Raw genomic sequence first — 20097 nt, 5'->3', positions numbered from 1 at the left:
CGCGTCTTAATGCGCGGCCGCCTCGGTGGATTGGATCGCGACCACGCGCACGTCGACGGCCTTGCAGTCGTTGTCCTTGCAGATGCCGTTGATCCAGGCCTCGCCGTTGCCGAACATCACGCCCTTACCGCTGACGGCGAGCTCGGCGTACTTCTGCTCGGACACGACTTTGGCGATCGCCGGGGTCACGATCTTGTCGTAGGCGGCGACGAACGCGGCGGCGTCCTTGATCTGGGTCGGCTTGCCGTCGGCGGTCGCCTTGAACGGGTAGTCGGCCATCCTGGCGACCGCGGCCGCATCGTGCGCGGCGACCGCTTTCTGGAACGCGCGGATCGCCGGTTCGTAGATGGCCGGATCGCCGAGCACTTCTTCGATCGACTGGTTGACCTGGGCGCTGCCTTCGTCGCTGGCGGGCGCGGCCGGCACGGACTCGATTGCGGCCGGAGCCGGCGTAGCGGCGGTCCCCGGCTCAGGCGCGGGCGCCTCGGGGCTCGCCGGCGCGGTCGCCGGCGCGGGCGTGGCGGCCACAGGCGCAGCGGTGTCGGTCGGCGCCGGCTTGCAGGCGGCCAGCAGCACGACGGCTGCGGTCAGGATCAACGCTCTCATTCGGGTCCATCTCCTTGGGGGCGGCCGCCCGGCGGCGGCACGAGGCGTGCGGATAGTAGCGCCGCGGCCGTGATTTCCGGCCTAACGGACGCACAACCGGTGTCGGCGGTCGCGATACGGCGGGTCCGCGCTGGATTCGCGGCGTCCGACTGGGGCACTCTGGCCCTCACGCTCCCGCCGGGTGATGCCTTGGAACCGTCCTCGTCGTCGTCTTCGTCCGATCGCCGCGGCGCGCCGCCCGCCGACGCCGCTCCCGCCCCGCTGCGCGCAGTCAGCCGCTGGCAATTGCTGGGCCTGTCGATCAACGACGTCGTCGGCAGCGGTATCTATCTGTTGCCGGCGACCGCGGCCGCGCTGCTGGGTCCGGCCAGTCTGTGGGCGGTGCTGCTGGCGGGCGCGGCGGTCAGCCTGCTGGTGCTGTGCTACGCCCAGGCCGCGAGCTACTTCGACCAGCCCGGCGGCGGCTATCTGTATGCACGCGAAGCATTCGGCGCCTTCATCGGCTTCGAGGTCGGCTGGATGCTGCTGCTCACCCGCATCGCCACCGCGGCGGCGCTGAGCAACGGCCTGGCCGAGGCGGTCGCGCATTTCTGGCCGGGCGCCGCTGCGGGCCCGGGGCGCATCGCGGTGGTGGTCGGCTCGCTGGCGCTGCTGGTCGTCATCAACATGGTCGGCGTGCGTACCGCCGCGCGCGCCGCGGTGCTGCTGGCCATCGCCAAGCTGCTGCCGCTGTTCCTGTTCGTGGCGATCGGCGCCGTGCATTTCGACGCCGGCCTGGCCGACGCCGCCGGCGCGCTGCCGGGCGATGCGATTCCCTTGCGCAACCTCGGCCAGGCGGCCTTGCTGCTGCTGTTCGCCTACGCCGGGTTCGAAAACCTGCCCGCCGCCGCGGGCGAATACCGTAACCCGCGTCGCGATATTCCCTTCGCGCTGCTGACCATGATCGCTACGGTCACCGCGATCTATTTCGCGGTGCAATGGGTCGCGCTGGGCACCTTGCCGGGGCTGGCCGAATCCAAGGCCCCATTGGCCGACGCGGCCGCGCGCTTCGGCGGCTGGTGGCTGGCCCTGGCCCTGACCGTCGGCGCCAGCGTTTCGATCCTGGGCACCAACAACAACACGGTGATGATGGCCCCGCGCTACCTGCTCGCGCTGGCTGCCGATGGTTACGGCCCGCGCGCGCTGGCCGCGATCCATCCGCGCTTCCGCACCCCAGTGGTCGCCATCCTCGCCATCGGCCTGGTATCGCTGGCCTTGGCGCTGTCGGGCTCGTTCGTGCAACTGGCGCTGCTGTCGGTGGTCTCGCGGCTATGCACCTACCTCGGCACCGCCGTGTCCGTGCTGGTGTTGCGCCGCCGCCATGGGGATCGTGCCGAAGCCCTGCAGCTGCCGGGCGGGCCGTTGATTCCGATTCTGGCGACCTTGCTGTCTCTGGGTTTGCTGGCCAGTGCGAGCGCGCAGAACCTGATCGCCGCCGCCATCGCGCTGGCGGTGGGCGCAGTGGTTTATCTGCTGCGGCGAAAGCCGGAAGCCGGATCGCGGAACGCCTGAGGGTCCACCGCTTCCAGCGAAAGCAGAAGACGGACACAACCGCGTCTCGCCAGGAAGAACCCCGGCCGGAGCCGGGGTTCTTCGCCAAGCGGTCGTTCAGCGCGCGCCGCCGCAGCTGGCGTTGGCGCACACGTTGCGTTGCTCCAATGCCCGATCCACGCCGCTCTTGTTGGCGCGGTTACGCGCGGAGTCGTGTTCGGCCTGGCGCTGCGCCACGGTCTTGCACACGCGCTCCACCCGATTGCTGCCCATGGCCTTGACGCGCTCGCAGACCATTCGTTCCTCGCCGCTGCGTTGCGGCGCCGCTTCGATCCAGGCCAGGGTTTCGCTGGCCTGACTGCGCTCGGCGGCACTGAGGTCCTCGTAGCTGCGACCTTCCAGCAACTTGAACAATGCGTCCTGGCGCGCCGACACTTCGCGGCGGGCGTCGGCCGGAAGGGCGCCGTAGCGGCCGGCACCGGCGTCGAGATCGCTGCGGATCCGCTTTTGTTGCGCTACCACCGCAGTGGGGTCGAACGTGGCCGCGTCCTGCGCGGCGGCGATGGGCGCGACGGACAAGGCCGCGATCAGAATCAAACTCAAACGAATTGCGCGCATGGTTTCCTTTGCCTGCTGAGAGGCCGGACGACCGGTCGCGCCCATCTCGTGTGTATGCGGGCGCGCGCGTCCACGGTCGCCCACGCCGGCGCGCGTGAGCGGCCGGCGCGATCGATGCTAAGGGAGCTAGCGAGTGCGCCGACGCGCTCACGTGATTCCGCCAAATTCGGACAAGTCGCTCAGATGGCGTTGTCCATGGCGGCTTCCGTCATTGCGGCACGGACTGCGGCAAGGCCATCAGCTGCAGCTGCAGGTCGTAGAGAATCTCATCGTCGTCGGGCAGCCAGGCGTCGCTCTCCTGGCCGCGGTAGTGACGATGGAAGGCGCGGCGCGCGGCGGCGGGATCGCTCAGGTCGTAGCCGATCGTGCGCAGGGCGGCCCAGCGGTCGAAGCCGGGCGGCACGGCGGCGCGTTGCGCGCGCGGCCACAGGCCGTAGCCGGCCTCGGCCAGGCGCTGCCAGGGAAACAGCGCGCTCGGGTCGTGCTTGCGCGTGGGTGCGATATCGCCGTGGCCGATCACCAACTGCGGCGGAATCGACAGCCGCCGGGTGATGTCCTGCAGCAGTTGCAGCAGGGTCTGGATCTGCGCTTCGGCGAACGGCGCCGCACCGTCGTTGTCGAGCTCGATACCGATCGAGGCCGAGTTGAGGTCCTCGATGCCGGCCCAGGTCGCCGCGCCGGCATGCCAGGCGCGGTCCTGTTCCGACACCAATTGGTACAGGCGGCCGTCGGCGCCGATCAGGTAGTGCGCACTGACCCGGCGCTCGGGATCGCGCGCGCTGAGCACGCGCAAGGCGCCCTCGGCGCTGTCCATCTCGGTGTGGTGCAGCACGATCAGCTGCGCCCGGCGCGGGCCGTAATTGGGCGAACCGCGCCATTCGGCGAGCGGGTTGCGCGCGGGCACGCTCGCGCAGGCGCACAGGCCGGCGAGCAGCAGCCCCACGCATACCGAGCGCAGCCAGCGCGCCGCGTTCACAGCAGCTGCGCCGCCGACGTTTTCACAGACGACCTTTCCAGGATCGGATAACGACTGCACTGTCGCGCCTCTGATTGCATCGCCGGCGGATCGTCGCACGATAGCCGCATGCAGGCGAGCCGGGACCTGCGAATCCACGACCACGGCGGCCTCCGGCGCCCACCTGTCGCGGCCTTCGGCCAGGACGCGCACAGGCCACGGTTCCGGAGGCCGCCACCTCGATGGCGGCGGCGCCTTGGCGGATCGGGCAGCGCGCTTATTCGGCGGACGCATTCGGCTCCGGCAGCGACACGGGCGCCGGCCGGCGGATCTGCCGGCGCAGGCCGATGCCGTACACCAGGTAGTAGCCGACCAGGGTCGCGGCGATCGCCATCGTCAGCGGGCTGGTCTGGGTCATCGGCATACCGCCGGAGAACGCGCCGCCGGCCCAGCGCCAGGCCAGGCGCCCGATCAGCAGCAACGACAAGGCGCCGCCGATCCAGGGGTTGGGCGTGTAGTACGCCGCCTTCAGGCAGGGCTCGACATGCGTATGGCGCAGCGCGAACACACCGATGGCGGCGCCGATCAGGCTGCCCGCGAGCACGCCCGGCCACACATGCGGCAGCATGACCGCGCCGAAGATCAGCGCCAGCATCGCCACGCTCAGGATCGTCAGGCGCACCAGCGCGCGCGTCGGCCGATAGGCCTGGCGGCCGAACTGGCTGCGGATGCGGCGGTAGTACAACCATCCGATGCCCGCGGTGGCGAGGATCGGAGTCATGGCAGGCAGGGTCATTTGCATGGCGGCGCTCCTGGATTCAGGCGCACTTTGCGCCGGCGCCGCCGCCGCGGATAGGTGCCGGAGGTAACTTTCTGCGTGCGCCGCTAGCCGGCCTTGATCTTGTGGCCGCCGAACTCGTTGCGCATCGCCGCCAGCAGCTTGTCGGCGAACGAATCGCTCTCGCGCGAGCGCAGCCGCTCCAGCAGCGAGGCGGTGATCACCGGCGCGGCCACGTCCAGGTCGATGGCCTCGGCGACGGTCCAGCGGCCCTCGCCGGAGTCCTCGACATAGGGCGCGATCCCCTCCAGGGCCGGGTTCTTGCCCAGCGCGTCGGCGCCCAGGTCCAGCAGCCAGGACCGCACCACGCTGCCGTGCCGCCAGATCTGCGCGACCTGGTGCAGGTCCAGATCGAAGCCGGGTTTGCGCTGCATGATCGCGAAGCCCTCGGCATAGGCCTGCATCAGGCCGTACTCGATGCCGTTATGGACCATTTTGGTGAAATGCCCGGCGCCGCTGGGACCGACCCGGCCCCAACCGCGGTCCGCCGCCGGGGCCAGGGTTGCGAAGATCGGCCGCAACCGCTCCACCGCGGCCTCGTCGCCGCCGATCATCAGGCTGTAGCCCTCGGCCAGGCCCCAGATGCCGCCGCTGGTGCCGGAATCGACGTAATGCAGGCCTTGCTGGGCCAGCAGGGCCGCGCGCCGCATCGTGTCCTTGTAGTTCGAGTTGCCGCCGTCGATCACGCTGTCGCCCGGCGCCAGCAAGGGCAGCAACTGGGCCAGGGTGTCGTCGACGATCTGTCCGGCCGGCACCATCAGCCACACCGCGCGCGGCGCCGGCAGCGCCGCGACCAGCTCCGCCAGCGACGCCGCCGCCACGATGCCGCGCGGCGCCGCTTGCTCGCGCGCCGCAGCCCCGGGGTCGTAGCCCGTCACACGATGCCCGCCGCGCACCAGGCGCTCGGCCATGTTCGCGCCCATCCGGCCCAGCCCGACCATACCCAGTTCCATCGCTCGCTCCTGTTGGCGTATACCCGCAGTGTTGGCGCCCGGGCGCGCGCTTGCAACGCCGGATCGCGCAACGCAGCGGTGCGCGGCCGCTGCTGACAGGAATTGACACCGTCCTGGGCGATCATGCGCCCAGGCCCACCGAGGACGTCCCGATGACCCTGCAAGGCAGCTGCCATTGCGGCAAGACCCGTTTCGAATTGAGCTCCGCTCCCACCGAGCTGACCAGTTGCACCTGCTCGCTGTGCAGCAAGCGCGGCGCGCTGTGGGCCTACTACACGCCCGACCAGTTCCGCCTGTTGACGCCGCTGGACGACGTGGCGACCTATCGCTGGCGCAGCCGCATCATCGCCAACCACTTCTGCGACCAGTGCGGCTGCAGCACCTACACCGAAAGCCCGAGCTGGGTCGACTTCAAGCCCGACTTCGATCACCCGAAGATCGGCGTGAACGCGCGCCTGCTCGAGGGCTTCGACCTGGACGCGGTGCCGGTGACGGTGCTCGACGGCAAGAACCTGTGGTGAGCATGGCGGCGCGGCCTGGATGCCGTGCCCGCCCACCGGCACCGTCGTCGTCCCGGCGCTGAAACCCGCGATCGACGGCGCAGCTCCGGGACGACGCCTCCTACACGCCCCGCAACTATGATGAAGGCGCGCGAGCCGGCACGGGCTCGGCGCCCTACTTCCGGCGAGGTGCACATGCCCTGGACCCGCGCACAACTCGACGCCGAACTCGCCGCGCTGGAGGCGCGCCTGTCCGAGATCGAACGCGAGGCCGACCGTCACGACGTGCTGTCGCGGTTCGCCCTGTCGGCCAATCCCATCCTCGAAGCGGCCGCCGCCGACGACTACGCGCATGCGCTGGACCGGGTCCAGGCGATGCTGGCCGCGCGCGGGTTGGTGCTGGAGGACGACGGGGTCGCCGGCTAGGCGGCGCTGGCGTCGAACAACTCGGTGCCGTAGGCGGTCAGGCGCTCCAGCAGACTGGCCTGATTCACGCACTCGAAAATGCGCACCCGCCGCTCGACGAAAGCCTGCGAGGCTTCCTGCATCAGGAACGGCAGATGCTGGTCGTCGCCGACGATGTAGATCGAAGGCTTGCCCAGGATCAGCGCCCAGCCGGCCTCGTAGATCACGCTGGACACGATCTTCTTCGGATAGAACAGGATGAAATAGCGGCTCTCGCGCAAGGCGGCCATATCCTTGCGCAGCGCCAGTTCTTCCGGATCGAAGTCCTCCATCGTCGCCATATTCATGCCGGCGTAGAACACCGAGTCGAATCCGCAGCGTTGCTTCAGGACCTCGATCATCGCCAGCACGGTGTTGCGATTCTCGGTGTACTCGGCGTCGCCGTTGTGGCCGGCCATCGCCGCGGCCACGAACACGTCGTATTTGTAGCGGTTGAGCGCGATCTCGATGCGCTCCTTGACCCACGGGTAGACATCGCTGTCGCGGTCGGCCGGCGTGACGACGGACGTGTGCGAGCCGCGCACCACCTTGATCCGCGACGAGGTCAGGCCGATGCCCGCGCTCAGCGAATCCACCCAGCGGTCGTGGACGGCCTCCACCGCCCAGGTCGGAATCGTGGTCCTGCGCAAGGTGCTCACGCGCTCGTCCAGGGCGATGTGGTTCTCGAAGGTGTTGTTGATCTTGAGCACCAGCCTGCCGTGCGGCTGCAGCGCACGCGCGTCGAAGGACAGGGCGCTCAGCAGCCGCGGCACCCGCAGCGAACCCAGTTGCGGCGTCGCCATCAGCACCAGGCCGGCGATGCGGTTGAGCGCGTCGTGCTCCGCGGTCTCGACCAGACGATGGATCGCGGCCTTGCACAGCAGGCCGCCCATGCTGTGGCCGATCAGGACGATGCGCTTGTAGTTCTTGAGCTGGTCGCGGATCAGGTCGGCGAACACGCGCGCCTCGTCCTCCAGTTCTATCGACTTGCCCCAGCCCAGGCGCCCGGCCGCGGTGCGGTACTGGTACATGCCGATGTCGACCTGGGACAGGTCGTCGTACAGGAACGCCGGGAAGCGGCCCCAGGTCGCGCCCGGTCCGTAGCGGCTGCCGCCCAGGCCGTGCACGAACACCAGCAGGCTGTCGTTGACGCTGGCCGGCGTGCGCTGGTGCACGACCAGCGCTTCGTCCAGCAAGCGCGGATAGTCCGAAGGGTCGGCGTATGCGTCCTGCGCCTCGCGTTTCATCGTCGTCCTCTCCATGAACGGTGCGATCCCCGGTCTTGAAGTCCAACGGCGCAGGCGCCGGCGATGGGCCAGGGCGCAGCCTGCCGCGTCCTGGCCCCGCGCCAGTTATGCGGCCAGGGCCGCGATCGCCTCAACCTCGAACAGCATCCCGTCCAGGGCCAGGCGCGGCACCGGGATCAGCGTGCATGCCGGCTTGGCGCCGGCGCCGAACGCGGCCTCGAGCTCGGCGCCGAACACGTGCAGCCGCTCCTCGCTGTGGTCGACGATCAGCACGGTGAGCTTGGCGACATCGACGGTGCCCGCGCCGGCCGACGCCAGGGCGATCTTCAGATTCTCCAGCGCCTGCCGCACTTGGTCGCGGAAGTCGGGCGACAGGCGGCCGTCCTGGGTTTCGCCGCCCTGCCCCGCGACCAGCAGCCAGCGCGCCGCGCCGCTGACGCTGGCCAGATGGGAATAGCCGTTGGGAGCGGGGTCGTACAAGGCGGCCGGATTGGAGAGGGTCAGTACCGGGGTCTGTCGGAAGCTGGTCATGGTCGTCCTGATGCGGGGAGGTGTGCTGTGCGACATGGAGACCGCGGCGGTGCGATCAAGCGCGCGCCGCGCGGCCGCCCTGGTCGGCGGATACGGAAACGACGATCCGATGTGCGCCGGCGTGACGTCGCCGGACCTCGCATTCATCGCCGCGCCGCCCGCAAAGCTCACAGCCGCGGCCGCGCCGCGTTGGTAACGACAGGCGGACCCGTGCGCGCGTCCGCCGTCCCTACCACGTGCGCACGGAGAAGCGACATGAGCCCTGCAACACACAAGTTCGCCCATGCACTGCTGGGTGCGACGTTCTGGCTGGCCCTGCTGGGTTGGAGCGGCCAGGCCCTGGCGGCCTGTCCGGGCGCCAGCCCCTGCGAAACCATCAACGTCTATCGGATCCAGTCGTGGCCGACGATCCAGTTCGACGCCACCGGCCGCCCCCTGATCTCGATCCAGGAAGCCAACGGCGCCGACGAAAAGGCCTTCAAGGTCGCCGTCAGCGGGCAGACCGCCTCGACGGCGCTGGCGATCCGCTACAACGTCACCCGCATCGAGGATCCGCCGAACGACTACTGCGAGTGCAACCTGGAGAACAACGCCAAGGGCTGTCCCTCCAGCCTGCCGCCGCTGCAACTGCATCAGTGCTCGCGCGTCTGCCGTCGCGGCAATCTGGCCTGCACCGGCACCGGCTTCAACGTCAAACAGGACAGCGGCGGCAAGTGGTATTCCTTCCCCGCGGCGACCCAGTGCGGCGGCGTGCGTGTGAACTGGAAGAAGCACAGCTTCGGCGCGGTCAAAGCCACCTCCTGCGATTGGCTGGAGAACTCGCGCGTGATCAAGACGGTCGGTTGCATCGCCACCGCGCTGGCCACCGCCCCGGCCCCGAGCCTGGACGCTCTGTTCAACAACAACGCGATCTGCCCCGCCGTCGCCGAAGCGACGCTGGTGTACATCCCCTGAGCTGGGTTGCGACCGGCCCCGCGCGCTCGCCGGTCCGGCGGGCGCGCTCTTTTGGCCGGCACCGAAGACCGGCCGGCGCCTACAGTCCCAGATCGCTCAGGCCCGGATGATCGAGCGGGCGGCGGCCCGCGGCGTCCCAATGGAACTTGCGCTCGCCGGCGTCGATCGCCAGGTCGTTGATCGACGCGTGACGCTGGCGCATCAGACCGCGTTCGTCGAATACCCAATTCTCGTTGCCGTAGGCGCGAAACCAGCGGCCGTCGTGGTCGCTCCATTCGTAGGCGAAGCGCACCGCGATGCGGTTTCCGCCGTAAGCCCAGAGTTCCTTGATGAGCCGATAGTCGAGTTCCTTCGCCCATTTCCGGGTCAGGAAATCGACGATCGCGTCGCGACCGCGAAAGAACTCGGAGCGATTGCGCCATTGGCTGTCTTCGCTGTAAGCCAGGGCGATGCGCTCGGGATCGCGACCGTTCCAGGCGTCCTCGGCGGCGCGTACCTTGGCCAGCGCGGTTTCCAGAGTGAAGGGCGGAAGCGGCGGGCGCGATTCGGTGGGGTTCATGGCTGTCTCCTGGATGGCGGCGCTCCGGAATTCCGGAGCGCCGCGAGGCTGGTTCAGTGCTTGGCGAGGAATTCGCGGATCAGCTTGGCGATCTGCGGGCTCTGGGTTTCCAGGGCGAAATGACCGGCATCGAGCAGATGCACTTCGGCCTTGGGGTTGTCGCGACGGTAGGGTTCGGCGCCCGCGACCAGGAAGATCTGGTCGTTCTTGCCCCAGATCACCAGGGTCGGCGGCTGGTACTTGCGGAAGTAGGCCTGCCATTGCGGGTACTTGGGCAGGTTGTTGCGGTAGTCGTAGATCATCGCCAACTGGATGTCGGTGTTGCCGGGCCGGTCCAGATAGGCCTGGTCGAGCGCGTACGCATCCGGGCTGACCAGGGTCGGGTCCGGCTCGCCGTGGAGGTACTGCCAGCGCGTGCCGTCCGGGGTCAGCGCGGCCTTACGGATGTGCTCGCGGTTCTCGGCGCTGTTGTCGTTCCAGTAGGCCTTGATCGGATCCCAGAACTTGCCGATGCCTTCCTCGTACGCATTGCCGTTCTGCACTATCAGCGCACTGACGCGCTCGGGATGCTGGGAGGCCAGGCGGAAGCCCACCGGCGCGCCGTAATCCATGAGGTAGAGCGCGTAGCGCGGCAGTTCCAGCTGTTGGGTGAACTTGTCCATCAGCACGGCGTAGTGGTCGAAGCTGTAGTCGAACTGCGCGGGCGCGGGCATGACGCTGCGGCCGAAACCCGGGTAGTCGGGGGCGATAACGCGGTAGCGGTCGGCCAGGCGTGGGATCAGGTCGCGGTACATCTGGCTGGAGGTCGGGAAGCCGTGCAGCAGCAGCAATACCGGCGCGTCGCGCGGGCCGGCTTCGCGATAGAAGATCTCCACGCCATCGACGCTCGTGGTGCGGTAGTGGATGGCTGCCGTGTCGTGACGCGATGCGCCGGCGGACGGTGCCGGGTCTTTGGCCAACGCCAGCGGAGCCGCGAAAGCGGCCGCCGCGGCCAGCAGCAGCGATGCGCTGGCGCGCAGGAGACGCGAGGAGGGTCGTGCGGATAGGACGGACATGGGGTGGCTCCGGGGTGGATGGACGTTCTTGTACCGAACGATCGGTACAATAGATCTCGGGCCCGGACCCGTCAACGACGCCGATGCGGACGCAGCGTTGCATCCATGGATGCGTTGACCGCGCCCCTGCCCCGGGCCATATTGGACCGATCGTTCCAGTCGACTTGCCGCCATGCCCGCCCCTCTCCTGCCCCGTGATGCCGTGGTCGATCGCCTGCTGGGCGCGTTCCGCCGCTATGGCTACGACGCCGCGTCCTTGGGCCAGCTGTCCCAGGCCACCGGCCTGGGGCGCTCCAGCCTGTATCACTACTTTCCCGGCGGTAAGGAGGAGATGGCGCGCGCCGTGTTCGATCGCGTGGACGCCTGGGTGCACGACGAGATCCTCGCGCCGATGCAGGGCGCCGGCACCCCGGAGCGCAGGCTGGCCAAGGTGATCGCAGCCTTGGACAGCTTCTACGCCGGCGGCACCGAAGCCTGCCTGTTCGGCAATCTGGTCGTCGGCGATGCGCAGGCGCTGTTCCAGGATCGTCTCAGCGTTTCGCTGCGCGGCTTGATAGACGGATTCGCGCGGCTTGCGCGAGAAAAGGACGGCGTGTCCGCACGCGAGGCGCAGCGACGCGCCGAAGATGCGGTGGTGCGCATCCAGGGCGCATTGATCGTTTCGCGCGGCATCGACAATCCCGATCCGTTCCGCCGCGTGCTCAACACCCTGCCGCAACAGCTGTTGGGCTGATCGCGCAGGCGGCACCGCTCCTCCAGGCAGGCCAAAGGATGGCCCGTCCCGCGTGTCGCATCCGCGCAAGAGAATGAACGCGTCGTCGCCGACCGTTCGTCGCTCGCCTGGCCGATCCTTCGCCTCCGAATCGTTCGTCTCTTGGGAGTGGCGCCCGCCCCTGGCGGCGCAGGACGGATTCGTAGGGCGACAAGGAGGTTGGCCATGCCGAACAGCGCGGACATGCTGTGGTTCAAGACCCGTTTCGCAGCGCGCGTCGTGCCTGCGCTGGCCGGCACCCCGCTCACCCTGGACCTGATCACCGCGCTGGCCTGCCAGGAAACCGGCGAGGTCTGGCCGGTGCTGCGACGCAAGTCGATGAGCGAGGAGCGCATCCTGGCCCTGTGCGTGGGCGACACGCTCGATTCCAACGCCGGCCGCAGCGCCTTCCCCAAGACCAAGACCGAACTGGTGGCGGCCTCGCGCGGCGACGAGATGTTCGCGATCGCGCGCAAGGCTCTGGTCGACATGGCGGTGCACATCGAGGCCTACCAGGGCGCGGCGTCGCGGCCGAACAAGTTCTGCCACGGCTTCGGCATGTTCCAGCGCGACCTGCAGTTCTTCCTCGACGATCCCGACTACTTTCTCGAACGCCGCTACGAGCGGTTCGAGCAGACCTTGGCGATGTGCGTGGCCGAACTCAAGCGCGGGCTGCGCAAGCTCCGGCTACAGGATCGCGCATCGCTGACGACGATGGAGTTGGCCTCGGTCGCGATCGTCTACAACACCGGTGGCTTCCGCCCCGAGCGCGGCCTGCGTCAGGGCCATTTCGACGGCACCCGCTTCTACGGCCAGGCGATCTTCGATTTCATCCGCCAGGCCCAGACCGTGCCGACGCCCGACGCGCCGGCGCCGCTGCCCGCGCCGCTGCCCGGCGAAGCGCCGGTGCCGCCGCCCAGGCCGATCGCCGCGACCGGCCCGTTCTTCCGCGTCGACACCCGCGTTTCGACCCTGCGCCTGCGCCGCGAGCCGCGCATCAGCCGCCCGCCTACCGCCAACGTTCAGGCCGAACTGCCCGACGGGCATCCGGTGCGCGCGGTCACCGGACGCGCCGTCAACGGTTTCATGGAAGTCGAGACCAGTCTGTTCGGCGCGTTGCTGCGCGGGTTCTGCTCGACCGATTTCCTGGTCCGCGACAACAGCATCGTCGACATCCCGATCGTCGAGCCCGTGCGCGATCCGCCGCGCGCCGGCGTGGTCGCGGTGTTCATGCCGCGCCGGCCGGGCCGGGTGACCCGGCGCCGCGACGCGGCCGGCGCGCATTCGCTCAACGAAGACGGCCAGCCCGAACGCTCCGGTTCCACCGCACCGGAGCTGCGCGAGGACCTGGGCGCGATCATCGACTGGCTCGCGGTCGACAAGGCCTCGCACAAGCGCTACCAGCCGCACTCGGGACTGACCTTCTGCAATATCTACGCCCACGATTACTGCCATCTGGCCGGCGTCTACCTGCCGCGGGTGTGGTGGAGCACGCCGGCGATCGAGAAGCTGCGCCGCGGCCAGACCGTCGAGCCGTTGATCGCCGACACCATTTTCGAGATGCGCGCCAACGACCTGTTCCGCTGGCTGCGCGACTTCGGCCCCGAGTTCGGCTGGCGCCAGGTGAGTTCGCCCACGCGCCTGCAGGAAGAAGCCAACCAGGGCGCGGTCGCCCTGATCGTGGCGCGGCGCAAGATCGAGGGAAAATCCGGCCACATTCTGCCGGTGGTGCCCGAGACCGAAACCGAGCATGCGCACCGCACCGCCTCCGGCGAGGTCGACCGGCCGCTGCAGAGCCAGGCCGGCGTCAGCAACTTCCGCTACGGCACCAGCACTGCCAACTGGTGGAAGGACGAGCGCTTCGCCGAAAGCGCGTTCTGGGTCCACGCCTGATCCGGGCCTTGGGAATCGCCGCGCGGTCGGGGGGCCGCGCCGCGCAACGGGCGCCGGCGCGTCTCACGCCCGCACGGACGGCGTGGGGCGCGCCGGCTAAACCTTGCGCCGCGTTCGCGCATCGCATCCAGGCAGGCGCGTGTCGGCAACGGCCGCGTCGGTATCATGGCCCTGGCAATGCGTGGAGCAGCGGATGAAGGCTTGGTGGTCGGTGGCGGCGCTCAGCGTCGCCAATCTCGTTCCCGCGTTCGCGGCGGATACGCCGGCAGCGCAAACCGATCGCGGCGCCTGGTGGATACGCGACGTGACGGTCATCCCTGTCGACAGCGATGACGTGTTGGCGCATCGGGACGTGCTGGTGCGCGACGGACGCGTCGCTGCGATGTCGGAGCACGGCAAGGATCGGCCGGCGCGCGATGCGACCGTGATCGACGGCAACGGCAAGTTCCTGATTCCCGGCCTGGTCGACGCCCACGTCCACATCGCCACCGAAGGCGCGTTGCGCGACAGCAAGAATCCGGTGCGGTCCGGGCTCGACCCCGGCCCGGACCATGTCTACGACCGTCGCGTGCTGCTGAGTTTCCTCAAGGCCGGCGTGACCGGCGCGGCCAACCTGGGCGGCGGCGCGCGCAGCGACGAGGACCTGCTGTGGCTGCGCGACGAGATCGCCGCCGGCCGCATCCTCGGACCGCGCCTGTACGTGGCCAAGCGCATCAACGGCCCGCGCGCCGAAGTCGCCTCGCCAAGGCCGGCGCAGGTGCCGGTCTCCACGCCCGCCGCCCCGACCACCGCCGCCGACGGCATCGCCGCGGTACGCGCCGCGCGCGAGCGCCGCTACGACCTCATCAAGCCTTACCAGTTCCTCAATCGCCAGACCTACCAGGCCATCGTCGAGGAGACCCGCCGCCAGGGCATGGTCAGTTCCGGGCATCTGCCCGAACTGGGCTGCGGCGTCTGCGCCGACCGCGCATTCGCGTTCGCGCATCGCCTGGACAATATCGCCCACAGCGAGGAGCTGGGCCGCTACGGGCGCGAATCCAACCTGGCGCCACGCGACATCGATGCGCTCGCCGACCTGGTCGCCGCCAACAAGATCGGCGTCACCCCGACCCTGATCACGCTCAAGCAGATCGTCCATATGTACGTGCAGCGCGAGGTGCCCGCGACACCGGGCGACTGGGGCGCACTGGTCGATCCGGTCACCCGCCTGGACTGGGCGCCGGCCGGCAACAACTACCTCAGCGCCAGGTTCCGCAACCAGGACGGCGCCGACACCTTTTCGGCCGGCTACGACTTCTCGCGTCTGCTCACCCGCGAGTTGTGGAAGCGCGGCGTGGCGCTGACCGTGGGCACCGACGCGCCGATGCCCGGCTTGGCGTTCGGCGTCTCGGTGCACCAGGAAATGCTGGAGCTGCGCGAAGTCGGACTGTCGCCGCTGGAAGTGCTGCGCGCGGCGACCGTCAATGCCCATCGCCTGTTCGACCGCAAGGGCGGCAACGGCGCGGTGCGCGTGGGCGAGCGCGCCGACCTGGTGCTGCTGGACGCCGACCCGCTAGCCGACATCCGCAACGTCGCGCGCATCCACGGCGTGTTCGTGCAGGGTCGCTGGCTACCGGCGGCGCGGATAGACGCGCTGCTGGCACAATCGGATGAGGCTATGCGCGAACTCGCGCGAGCCATTGAGACGCGTCAAGCTGAGGCTAAGGCTGAGGCCGACCGGACGGCGCCGACGCCCTAACTCCATCGCGCAGCCGCCATGATCTCCCTGGCCTCCGCGATGCCCAGGCCAGCACGATAGCCGGCAGCAGAATCCCGGGCACTCGTAATTCCACAGCAGCCTGACACCCACGCGTTTCGAGCGGCTGAATTATTCTTCAGCGACCGGAAGGAGAGCATGTTCCGGTCTTCGTTCAATTGATACAAGAAAGAACCGATATGAATCCGATGCTCCCAACCGACGAAGAAACCAATCGCTTCTTCGATGAGGTGGTTTCAGACTTGCACGCAAGCTTCGGCTACTCGGTAGCCGATGCATCAACCCTCGCCAGGGAGTACTACTCTCGGTTCCGGAGCGCTCAGCACTGCGGCGCCATTGGAATTCCAGTGCAGGATGACGATTTCTTCTTCCATGAAGGCGTGACAGGAATGGCTCTCCGGAGTCACTACCATGTCGGACTAGGCAAGGACCCCTACCCTCATGCTTTCATTGAATGGCGATCCTCGTTTTGCAAGCCAAATTGAAATCGGGCCGCAGTGGCTGGTTCGTACAAGGAATGTCGGCGAGCTAAAGGCGAGGGGCTGGAGCACGTCGCAAAGAAAACCTTCCTAAAGACTTCCAGCCCACCGTCATGAGGCCGAACAGAAGGCCGAGAAGAGGCTCCCCGAAGCGACCTCGCTTTTCGGACGATGGACCGCAAGCGTTTAAAACGTAACTCGAGAAATCCGCAATTCCACGACAGCCTCCCACCCAAGCAAACCATGCAGCGGGGTAATTCTTTGGCGGCCAGAAGAGGTCGGCGTCCCTGGAGACCGTCGACGTGGGAGGCCAGGCCGTATGACAGCTAGACCAAGGCAGAGGACATTGATCATGGAATGCAATTTTCCCACCATGGCGAACCAGCATATCGAAGACTGCAGAACACTCAATCGTCCATCGAAGAGGCGGCGTTTCCGATAATTATTAGCGCGAAGAAATACACCGATGAAGAAGTAAAGCGCACCCTCTTCGCGCTCCCGGGCGACGTTATGGCAGAGATTGAGCTATTACTATCTGAATACACAAAGACAGGCGAGTACTACGTCATTTCAAGTGCAGGCACGAGAGATCTTTCCGAACTCATGAAGCGCATATGCCGACTGGTCTCAGAGAAGGTCAGAGATGACGACAACTGAGAACGGAGTCAAGCGCACCCGCTTTCCGGTCTCCCGCAAGACCTTCTGCAGATGAACGCAAGAATGGCCGCGCAAATCGTTCGCTCGCGTCGCGGCTGACTTGCAGAAGTTGGCCGATGCTGCCGCAATCCTCACTTTTGCCGCGATGGATTACGAAGACATCTATCGCATCCGAGACGAGCGAGCGGCCACACCGTTACGAACGCTTTGAAGCACGGGGCAGTTCTTTAAACAGACCACCCGATCGGCCACACCTTCACCGATGGGAAGACCGGGGATCGCGAAGCCGCCGACGGCCTCAAAGAAGCTCAGCCCCCATCGCTCTGCGGTGGCCAAACCATGCAAGCCGGGCGACGACGCAATCGCTTAAAGAATGATCCGCCGTGTCACGCGCGCACGCGCCGCGCGATCTCGCTGATCGCCGCGATGCCCAAGGTCAACGCGATGGTCGACAACAGCTGCATGCGCGGGCCCTCGGTGAGCAAGGCCAGCGCGATCACGCCGCCCAGCAGCGCCAGACCCAGCCAGGTCAGGTAGGGAAAGGCGTTCATCCGGAACGGCAGCGGCGTGCCCTCGCGGTCGGCGCGGCGGCGCAGGATCAACTGCGACAGCAGCGACATGCCCCATACCAGCAGGCAGGTCGAACCGACCACGTTCAGCAGCGCCGGCAGCACGCGCTCCGGATACCACAGCTCCAGCAGGGCGGCGAAGAAGCCGAACGCGACGCTGGCCAACACCGCGGCCACCGGCACCTGGCGGCGATCGACGCCGGCCAGGAAGCGCGGCGCCTCGCGGCGTTCGGCCAGCGAATAGATCATGCGCGAAGCGCCGTAGAGGTTGGCGTTGAGCGCCGACAGCAGCGCGATCACCGCGACCAGGGTGATCGCAGCCGCCGCGCCCGGGATATTGGCGACCTGCAGCACCGCGGCGAACGGCGACTTCAGCGACTCGCTGGTCCACGGCACCACCGCGATGATGACGCTGACCGAGCCGATGTAGAACACCAGGATGCGCCAGGCCACGGTGCGGATCGCGCGGGTGATGCTGCGCACCGGATCCTGGGTCTCGGCCGCGGCGACCGCGACGATCTCGGTGCCGCCGAAGGCGAAGATCACCACCAGCAGCGCCGCGCCCACGCCGGCCCAGCCCTTGGGCGCGAAGCCGCCGTGATCGACGAAGTTGGACAGGCCCGGCGAGCTCACGTTCGGCAACCAGCCCAGCAACAGGGCCGCACCGACCGCGATGAAGGCGAGGATCGCGACGACCTTGAGGATCGCGAACCAGAACTCGAAGGCGCCGAAATTCTTGACGCCCAGCAAATTGATCGCGGTGAATACGGCCATGAACAGCAACGACATCATCGCCACCGGCAAGCCCGGCCAGACCGTCGCCAGCAGACCGGCCGCGCCCACCGACTCGGCCGCGATCACGATCACCAGCTGCGCCCACCACAACCAGCCCAGGGTCGCGCCGGCGGTGGCGCCCATGGCGTCGGCGGCGTAGACCGAGAACGCGCCGCTGGCCGGCTTGGCCGCGGCCATCTCGCCCAAGGCGCGCATCACGATGATCACCAGCACGCCGGCGATCAGGTAGGACAGCAACACCGCCGGACCGGCCGCCTGGATGCCCACGCCCGAGCCCAGGAACAACCCGGCGCCGATCGCGCTGCCCAGGCCCATCATCACCAGCTGACGCGGTTTCATCGCGTAGCCGAGCTGGGTTTCGTCGGGGCGGGCGGTCTCGGTCTGGGAGTTCATTCGGCCATCGGCAAGAGTGCGGCGGAGGCCGAACGATACAGCAGGCGGGGTCCGGGCGCGGGTGCCGGTCCGCGCCCCGAGGCCGAGGGCGCTAGGGCTGTCCGCGCTCGCCCTCGGCACCACCGGAGCCAGCCGGTCCGCGGCTTACTTCGCCGCCGACACCTGCTCCGCCCAACTCTTCACGTCGCTGGTGCCGTCCAGGAACGGCAGCGCCGTCGTGGCCAGGCGCGGCGAGGCGAAGATGTCGTAGTGGGTCAGGTCGGGCAGGATCGCCAGACGGTTCCTGGACAGGGTCTCGCGGCCCCAGCCGGCGTCCTGCAGGCCGCCGCCGAGCAGCTGGTAGAACTTGATCACGTGCTCGGGGCGATACATGTCGCCGTCGCCGTAGACCAGCATCACCGGCATCTGCAGTTGCTTGACCTCGGCCGACCAGTCGTAGTGACCGCGCATGAAATCGCCGAGGGTGTCGAGCAGGCGCGGGAACTCGCCGACGTTCGGCGCTACCGCCGCGTAGTTCAGGTACATCGGCGTGTCCTTCATCATCGGCGCGGCGGCGGCGGTCAGGCCGTTCTGCTGGGCGCGGATGCCGGGGTAGTAGCCGTCGTCGGAATAGGCGCCCGACACCAGCACCAGCCGGCGCACGCTCGCCGGCCGCTGGATCGCCATGCGCAGCGCCACGCAGCTGCCCAGCGAGTAACCCATTACGTCGACCTGCGGGTGGCCGAGCTTGCCGACCAGCGCGGCCATGTCGTCGCCGCCGGACTGGCAGCTGAAGGGCCGCTGGCCCAGCGGGGTGCGGCCATGACCGTGCAGATCGACCGCGATCACCTGCCGGTGCTCGCTCAGTTTCGGCATCAGCGGGGCGAACATTTCGATCGAGCCCAGGCCGCCGTGCAGCAACAGCAGGGGCTCGCCCTTGCCGCGGATCTCGTAGTAGTAGTCGACACCATCGATGCTCTGGCGGCCCTTGATGACCTCCGCGCTGATGTTGACGACGGGTCGCGCTTCGGCCGCCGGTGCGGCGACGGGCAGCAGGACGGCGACAGCGGTATAGGCCCACAGGGCCAGCGTTGCGAACTTCATGATCGGTCTCCGATGAGGTCCGGCGTCGGATTGACGCCAAAATCCTGGTCTCACTGGAGCGACGAACCAGGCAGGCACGAATCGACATGCGGCCGGAAATTTTTTTTGAGACCCCGCGCCGGCGTACTCAGTCTTCCTCGACCAGGCCCGTCGCCAGCGCCCGCTCGCGGTTCTGGAAGATCGCCATGGCGGTGCGCATGCGCAGGAAGCCGAGCTTGCGGTAGAAGCCCTCCTTGCCCGGGTTGGCATAGAGGATGATCTTGCGATGGCCGGCCGAGAGCGTGGTCAGGCGCTCGATGATCGCCTTGCCCAGCCCGCTGCCCTGGTACTGCGGGTGCACCGCGACATCGCACAGATAGGAGCAGTCCAGGCCATCGGCCAGAGCGCGGCCGGCGCCGACCAGTCGGCCGCCGTCGTAGGCGAAGCACACATATCGGCTGTTGCCGAACACCACTTCCAGGTCGCGTGCGGGTTTCTCGCCCAACGGGGCGATCCGGTACAGCTCGGACAGTTCGTCCCAGTCGATTCGGTCGCGGTCCAACCGCCATTCCATCGTCGTCGTCACGTGGGCAGTCCGTTGTTCTTCGAGTTCGGGCCCGACGCGCGGGCGGCGTCGGGATCGGCGATATCGTACTTCGCGGATCGGCCAGGGCGGATGCTGAAGAGGTAGCGGCCAGGATTTGCCGGAGTGCGTCAGTCGCTTTCGGCTTCGTCGAAACCTTGCTCTACCGCAACGGCGATGCGCGAAACTCAAGCAGGATCGCATCCGCTCACCGCAAAACGATGCGGATCTCTAGTGGTTTTCACTCAGGACGCGACCGATTTCGCAAGCATCGCGTGACGCCGGCGTGACGTTGTGCAGGTGCACAACGAATCCACAATCGGCTTCACAGTTCTGCTTGCGCAGTAATGGCAACCTGTAAACGAGTCC

The 20097-nt window shown here is 68.0% G+C and carries 22 protein-coding genes; 10 read left to right on the top strand and 12 right to left on the bottom strand.

The window, feature by feature from the left end; translation table 11 throughout:
- Positions 1-6: 6 nt before the first annotated feature.
- The gene (locus ASE10_RS21060) at positions 7-606 is read right to left on the bottom strand and encodes a hypothetical protein (protein WP_157480846.1); all 600 of its coding nucleotides are present in this window, start codon (positions 604-606) and stop codon (positions 7-9) included.
- 261 nt (positions 607-867) lie between these two features.
- Between ASE10_RS21060 and ASE10_RS21055 the strand changes: the two genes are divergently transcribed.
- Positions 868-2157, top strand: coding sequence for an APC family permease (locus ASE10_RS21055; protein ID WP_056305264.1), 1290 nt, complete (start codon positions 868-870; stop codon positions 2155-2157).
- Positions 2158-2253: 96 nt separating this feature from the next.
- Here ASE10_RS21055 and ASE10_RS10800 read toward each other — a convergent pair whose 3' ends face one another.
- The 4 genes from ASE10_RS10800 to gnd all read right to left on the bottom strand — a co-directional run bounded on the left by ASE10_RS10800 (position 2254) and on the right by gnd (position 5500).
- Positions 2254-2754: a hypothetical protein gene (locus ASE10_RS10800; RefSeq protein WP_157488356.1), complete on the bottom strand. Its 501-nt coding sequence runs from the start codon at positions 2752-2754 to the stop codon at positions 2254-2256.
- Between the two features lie 208 nt (positions 2755-2962).
- Positions 2963-3730, bottom strand: a complete 768-nt coding sequence (locus tag ASE10_RS10795) for an N-acetylmuramoyl-L-alanine amidase (RefSeq protein WP_056304869.1) — start codon at positions 3728-3730, stop codon at positions 2963-2965.
- 256 nt (positions 3731-3986) lie between these two features.
- Positions 3987-4511: a hypothetical protein gene (locus ASE10_RS10790; protein ID WP_056304867.1), complete on the bottom strand. Its 525-nt coding sequence runs from the start codon at positions 4509-4511 to the stop codon at positions 3987-3989.
- Between the two features lie 83 nt (positions 4512-4594).
- Positions 4595-5500 carry a phosphogluconate dehydrogenase (NAD(+)-dependent, decarboxylating) gene (gene gnd, locus ASE10_RS10785; protein ID WP_056304866.1) on the bottom strand — a complete coding sequence of 302 codons (906 nt, stop codon included), beginning with the start codon at positions 5498-5500 and terminating at the stop codon, positions 4595-4597.
- A 152-nt stretch (positions 5501-5652) separates the two neighbouring features.
- Here gnd and ASE10_RS10780 point away from each other — a divergent pair, with 152 nt between their 5' ends.
- Both ASE10_RS10780 and ASE10_RS10775 read left to right on the top strand, forming a co-directional pair.
- Positions 5653-6021 carry a GFA family protein gene (locus ASE10_RS10780; protein ID WP_055909190.1) on the top strand — a complete coding sequence of 123 codons (369 nt, stop codon included), beginning with the start codon at positions 5653-5655 and terminating at the stop codon, positions 6019-6021.
- A gap of 174 nt (positions 6022-6195) precedes the next feature.
- Positions 6196-6426: a hypothetical protein gene (locus ASE10_RS10775; protein WP_056098542.1), complete on the top strand. Its 231-nt coding sequence runs from the start codon at positions 6196-6198 to the stop codon at positions 6424-6426.
- Here the strand turns inward: ASE10_RS10775 and ASE10_RS10770 are convergent.
- Positions 6423-7691 carry an alpha/beta fold hydrolase gene (locus ASE10_RS10770; protein WP_056304865.1) on the bottom strand — a complete coding sequence of 423 codons (1269 nt, stop codon included), beginning with the start codon at positions 7689-7691 and terminating at the stop codon, positions 6423-6425. The two genes, ASE10_RS10775 and ASE10_RS10770, sit on opposite strands and share 4 nt — an antisense overlap.
- 105 nt (positions 7692-7796) lie before the next feature.
- Positions 7797-8222, bottom strand: coding sequence for a RidA family protein (locus ASE10_RS10765; RefSeq protein ID WP_056304864.1), 426 nt, complete (start codon positions 8220-8222; stop codon positions 7797-7799).
- On the opposite strand from ASE10_RS10765, the gene ASE10_RS20160 reads away from it, so the two are divergent.
- Entirely contained in the window at positions 8221-8418 is a 198-nt protein-coding gene (locus ASE10_RS20160) for a hypothetical protein (protein WP_156087572.1), read from the top strand. The genes ASE10_RS10765 and ASE10_RS20160 overlap by 2 nt on opposite strands.
- Before the next feature lie 59 nt (positions 8419-8477).
- Positions 8478-9176 (top strand): hypothetical protein, encoded by a 699-nt coding sequence (locus tag ASE10_RS10760; protein ID WP_056304863.1) that lies wholly within the window; start codon positions 8478-8480, stop codon positions 9174-9176.
- A 79-nt stretch (positions 9177-9255) separates the two neighbouring features.
- Here the strand turns inward: ASE10_RS10760 and ASE10_RS10755 are convergent, their stop codons facing one another.
- Positions 9256-9735: a nuclear transport factor 2 family protein gene (locus ASE10_RS10755; RefSeq protein ID WP_056304861.1), complete on the bottom strand. Its 480-nt coding sequence runs from the start codon at positions 9733-9735 to the stop codon at positions 9256-9258.
- A 53-nt stretch (positions 9736-9788) separates the two neighbouring features.
- The gene (locus ASE10_RS10750) at positions 9789-10790 is read right to left on the bottom strand and encodes an alpha/beta hydrolase (protein ID WP_056304859.1); all 1002 of its coding nucleotides are present in this window, start codon (positions 10788-10790) and stop codon (positions 9789-9791) included.
- A 172-nt stretch (positions 10791-10962) separates the two neighbouring features.
- Here ASE10_RS10750 and ASE10_RS10745 point away from each other — a divergent pair, with 172 nt between their 5' ends.
- The 5 genes from ASE10_RS10745 (at position 10963) to ASE10_RS20150 (ending at position 16326) form a co-directional block, all read left to right on the top strand.
- On the top strand, positions 10963-11523 hold the full coding sequence (locus tag ASE10_RS10745; protein WP_055909220.1) for a TetR/AcrR family transcriptional regulator: 561 nt from the start codon (positions 10963-10965) through the stop codon (positions 11521-11523).
- A 204-nt stretch (positions 11524-11727) separates the two neighbouring features.
- Positions 11728-13434, top strand: a complete 1707-nt coding sequence (locus tag ASE10_RS10740) for a hypothetical protein (RefSeq protein ID WP_056304857.1) — start codon at positions 11728-11730, stop codon at positions 13432-13434.
- A gap of 193 nt (positions 13435-13627) precedes the next feature.
- A complete protein-coding gene (locus ASE10_RS10735) occupies positions 13628-15172 on the top strand; it encodes an amidohydrolase family protein (protein WP_056304855.1) in 1545 nt (514 codons plus the stop codon).
- 197 nt (positions 15173-15369) lie between these two features.
- Complete coding sequence (locus ASE10_RS20155) at positions 15370-15675, top strand: hypothetical protein (protein WP_157480844.1); 306 nt, start codon at positions 15370-15372, stop codon at positions 15673-15675.
- A 351-nt stretch (positions 15676-16026) separates the two neighbouring features.
- Positions 16027-16326 carry a hypothetical protein gene (locus ASE10_RS20150; protein ID WP_157480843.1) on the top strand — a complete coding sequence of 100 codons (300 nt, stop codon included), beginning with the start codon at positions 16027-16029 and terminating at the stop codon, positions 16324-16326.
- A gap of 386 nt (positions 16327-16712) precedes the next feature.
- Here the strand turns inward: ASE10_RS20150 and ASE10_RS10730 are convergent, their stop codons facing one another.
- From ASE10_RS10730 to ASE10_RS10720, 3 genes are all read right to left on the bottom strand, one after another.
- Positions 16713-18083: an amino acid permease gene (locus ASE10_RS10730; protein WP_055909229.1), complete on the bottom strand. Its 1371-nt coding sequence runs from the start codon at positions 18081-18083 to the stop codon at positions 16713-16715.
- A gap of 144 nt (positions 18084-18227) precedes the next feature.
- Positions 18228-19166: an alpha/beta hydrolase gene (locus tag ASE10_RS10725; RefSeq protein WP_055909234.1), complete on the bottom strand. Its 939-nt coding sequence runs from the start codon at positions 19164-19166 to the stop codon at positions 18228-18230.
- A gap of 127 nt (positions 19167-19293) precedes the next feature.
- Positions 19294-19731: a GNAT family N-acetyltransferase gene (locus tag ASE10_RS10720; RefSeq protein ID WP_235565905.1), complete on the bottom strand. Its 438-nt coding sequence runs from the start codon at positions 19729-19731 to the stop codon at positions 19294-19296.
- Between the last annotated feature and the right edge of the window lie 366 nt (positions 19732-20097).

It is taken from the genome of Lysobacter sp. Root76 (assembly GCF_001428685.1).
GTDB lineage: Bacteria > Pseudomonadota > Gammaproteobacteria > Xanthomonadales > Xanthomonadaceae > Lysobacter.
This window is presented reverse-complemented; position numbering and strand designations above follow the sequence as displayed.

Bases quoted from the DNA above. Each gene is read 5' to 3' on its own strand.
- ASE10_RS21060 (WP_157480846.1), bottom strand. From the start codon at position 606: ATGAGAGCGTTGATCCTGACCGCAGCCGTCGTGCTGCTGGCCGCCTGC.
- ASE10_RS10800 (WP_157488356.1), bottom strand. From the start codon at position 2,754: ATGCGCGCAATTCGTTTGAGTTTGATTCTGATCGCGGCCTTGTCCGTC.
- ASE10_RS10790 (WP_056304867.1), bottom strand. From the start codon at position 4,511: ATGCAAATGACCCTGCCTGCCATGACTCCGATCCTCGCCACCGCGGGC.
- gnd (WP_056304866.1), bottom strand. From the start codon at position 5,500: ATGGAACTGGGTATGGTCGGGCTGGGCCGGATGGGCGCGAACATGGCC.
- ASE10_RS10780 (WP_055909190.1), top strand. From the start codon at position 5,653: ATGACCCTGCAAGGCAGCTGCCATTGCGGCAAGACCCGTTTCGAATTG.
- ASE10_RS10775 (WP_056098542.1), top strand. From the start codon at position 6,196: ATGCCCTGGACCCGCGCACAACTCGACGCCGAACTCGCCGCGCTGGAG.
- ASE10_RS10770 (WP_056304865.1), bottom strand. From the start codon at position 7,691: ATGAAACGCGAGGCGCAGGACGCATACGCCGACCCTTCGGACTATCCG.
- ASE10_RS20160 (WP_156087572.1), top strand. From the start codon at position 8,221: ATGGTCGTCCTGATGCGGGGAGGTGTGCTGTGCGACATGGAGACCGCG.
- ASE10_RS10765 (WP_056304864.1), bottom strand. From the start codon at position 8,222: ATGACCAGCTTCCGACAGACCCCGGTACTGACCCTCTCCAATCCGGCC.
- ASE10_RS10760 (WP_056304863.1), top strand. From the start codon at position 8,478: ATGAGCCCTGCAACACACAAGTTCGCCCATGCACTGCTGGGTGCGACG.
- ASE10_RS10755 (WP_056304861.1), bottom strand. From the start codon at position 9,735: ATGAACCCCACCGAATCGCGCCCGCCGCTTCCGCCCTTCACTCTGGAA.
- ASE10_RS10750 (WP_056304859.1), bottom strand. From the start codon at position 10,790: ATGTCCGTCCTATCCGCACGACCCTCCTCGCGTCTCCTGCGCGCCAGC.
- ASE10_RS10745 (WP_055909220.1), top strand. From the start codon at position 10,963: ATGCCCGCCCCTCTCCTGCCCCGTGATGCCGTGGTCGATCGCCTGCTG.
- ASE10_RS10740 (WP_056304857.1), top strand. From the start codon at position 11,728: ATGCCGAACAGCGCGGACATGCTGTGGTTCAAGACCCGTTTCGCAGCG.
- ASE10_RS10735 (WP_056304855.1), top strand. From the start codon at position 13,628: ATGAAGGCTTGGTGGTCGGTGGCGGCGCTCAGCGTCGCCAATCTCGTT.
- ASE10_RS20155 (WP_157480844.1), top strand. From the start codon at position 15,370: ATGAATCCGATGCTCCCAACCGACGAAGAAACCAATCGCTTCTTCGAT.
- ASE10_RS20150 (WP_157480843.1), top strand. From the start codon at position 16,027: ATGCAATTTTCCCACCATGGCGAACCAGCATATCGAAGACTGCAGAAC.
- ASE10_RS10730 (WP_055909229.1), bottom strand. From the start codon at position 18,083: ATGAACTCCCAGACCGAGACCGCCCGCCCCGACGAAACCCAGCTCGGC.
- ASE10_RS10725 (WP_055909234.1), bottom strand. From the start codon at position 19,166: ATGAAGTTCGCAACGCTGGCCCTGTGGGCCTATACCGCTGTCGCCGTC.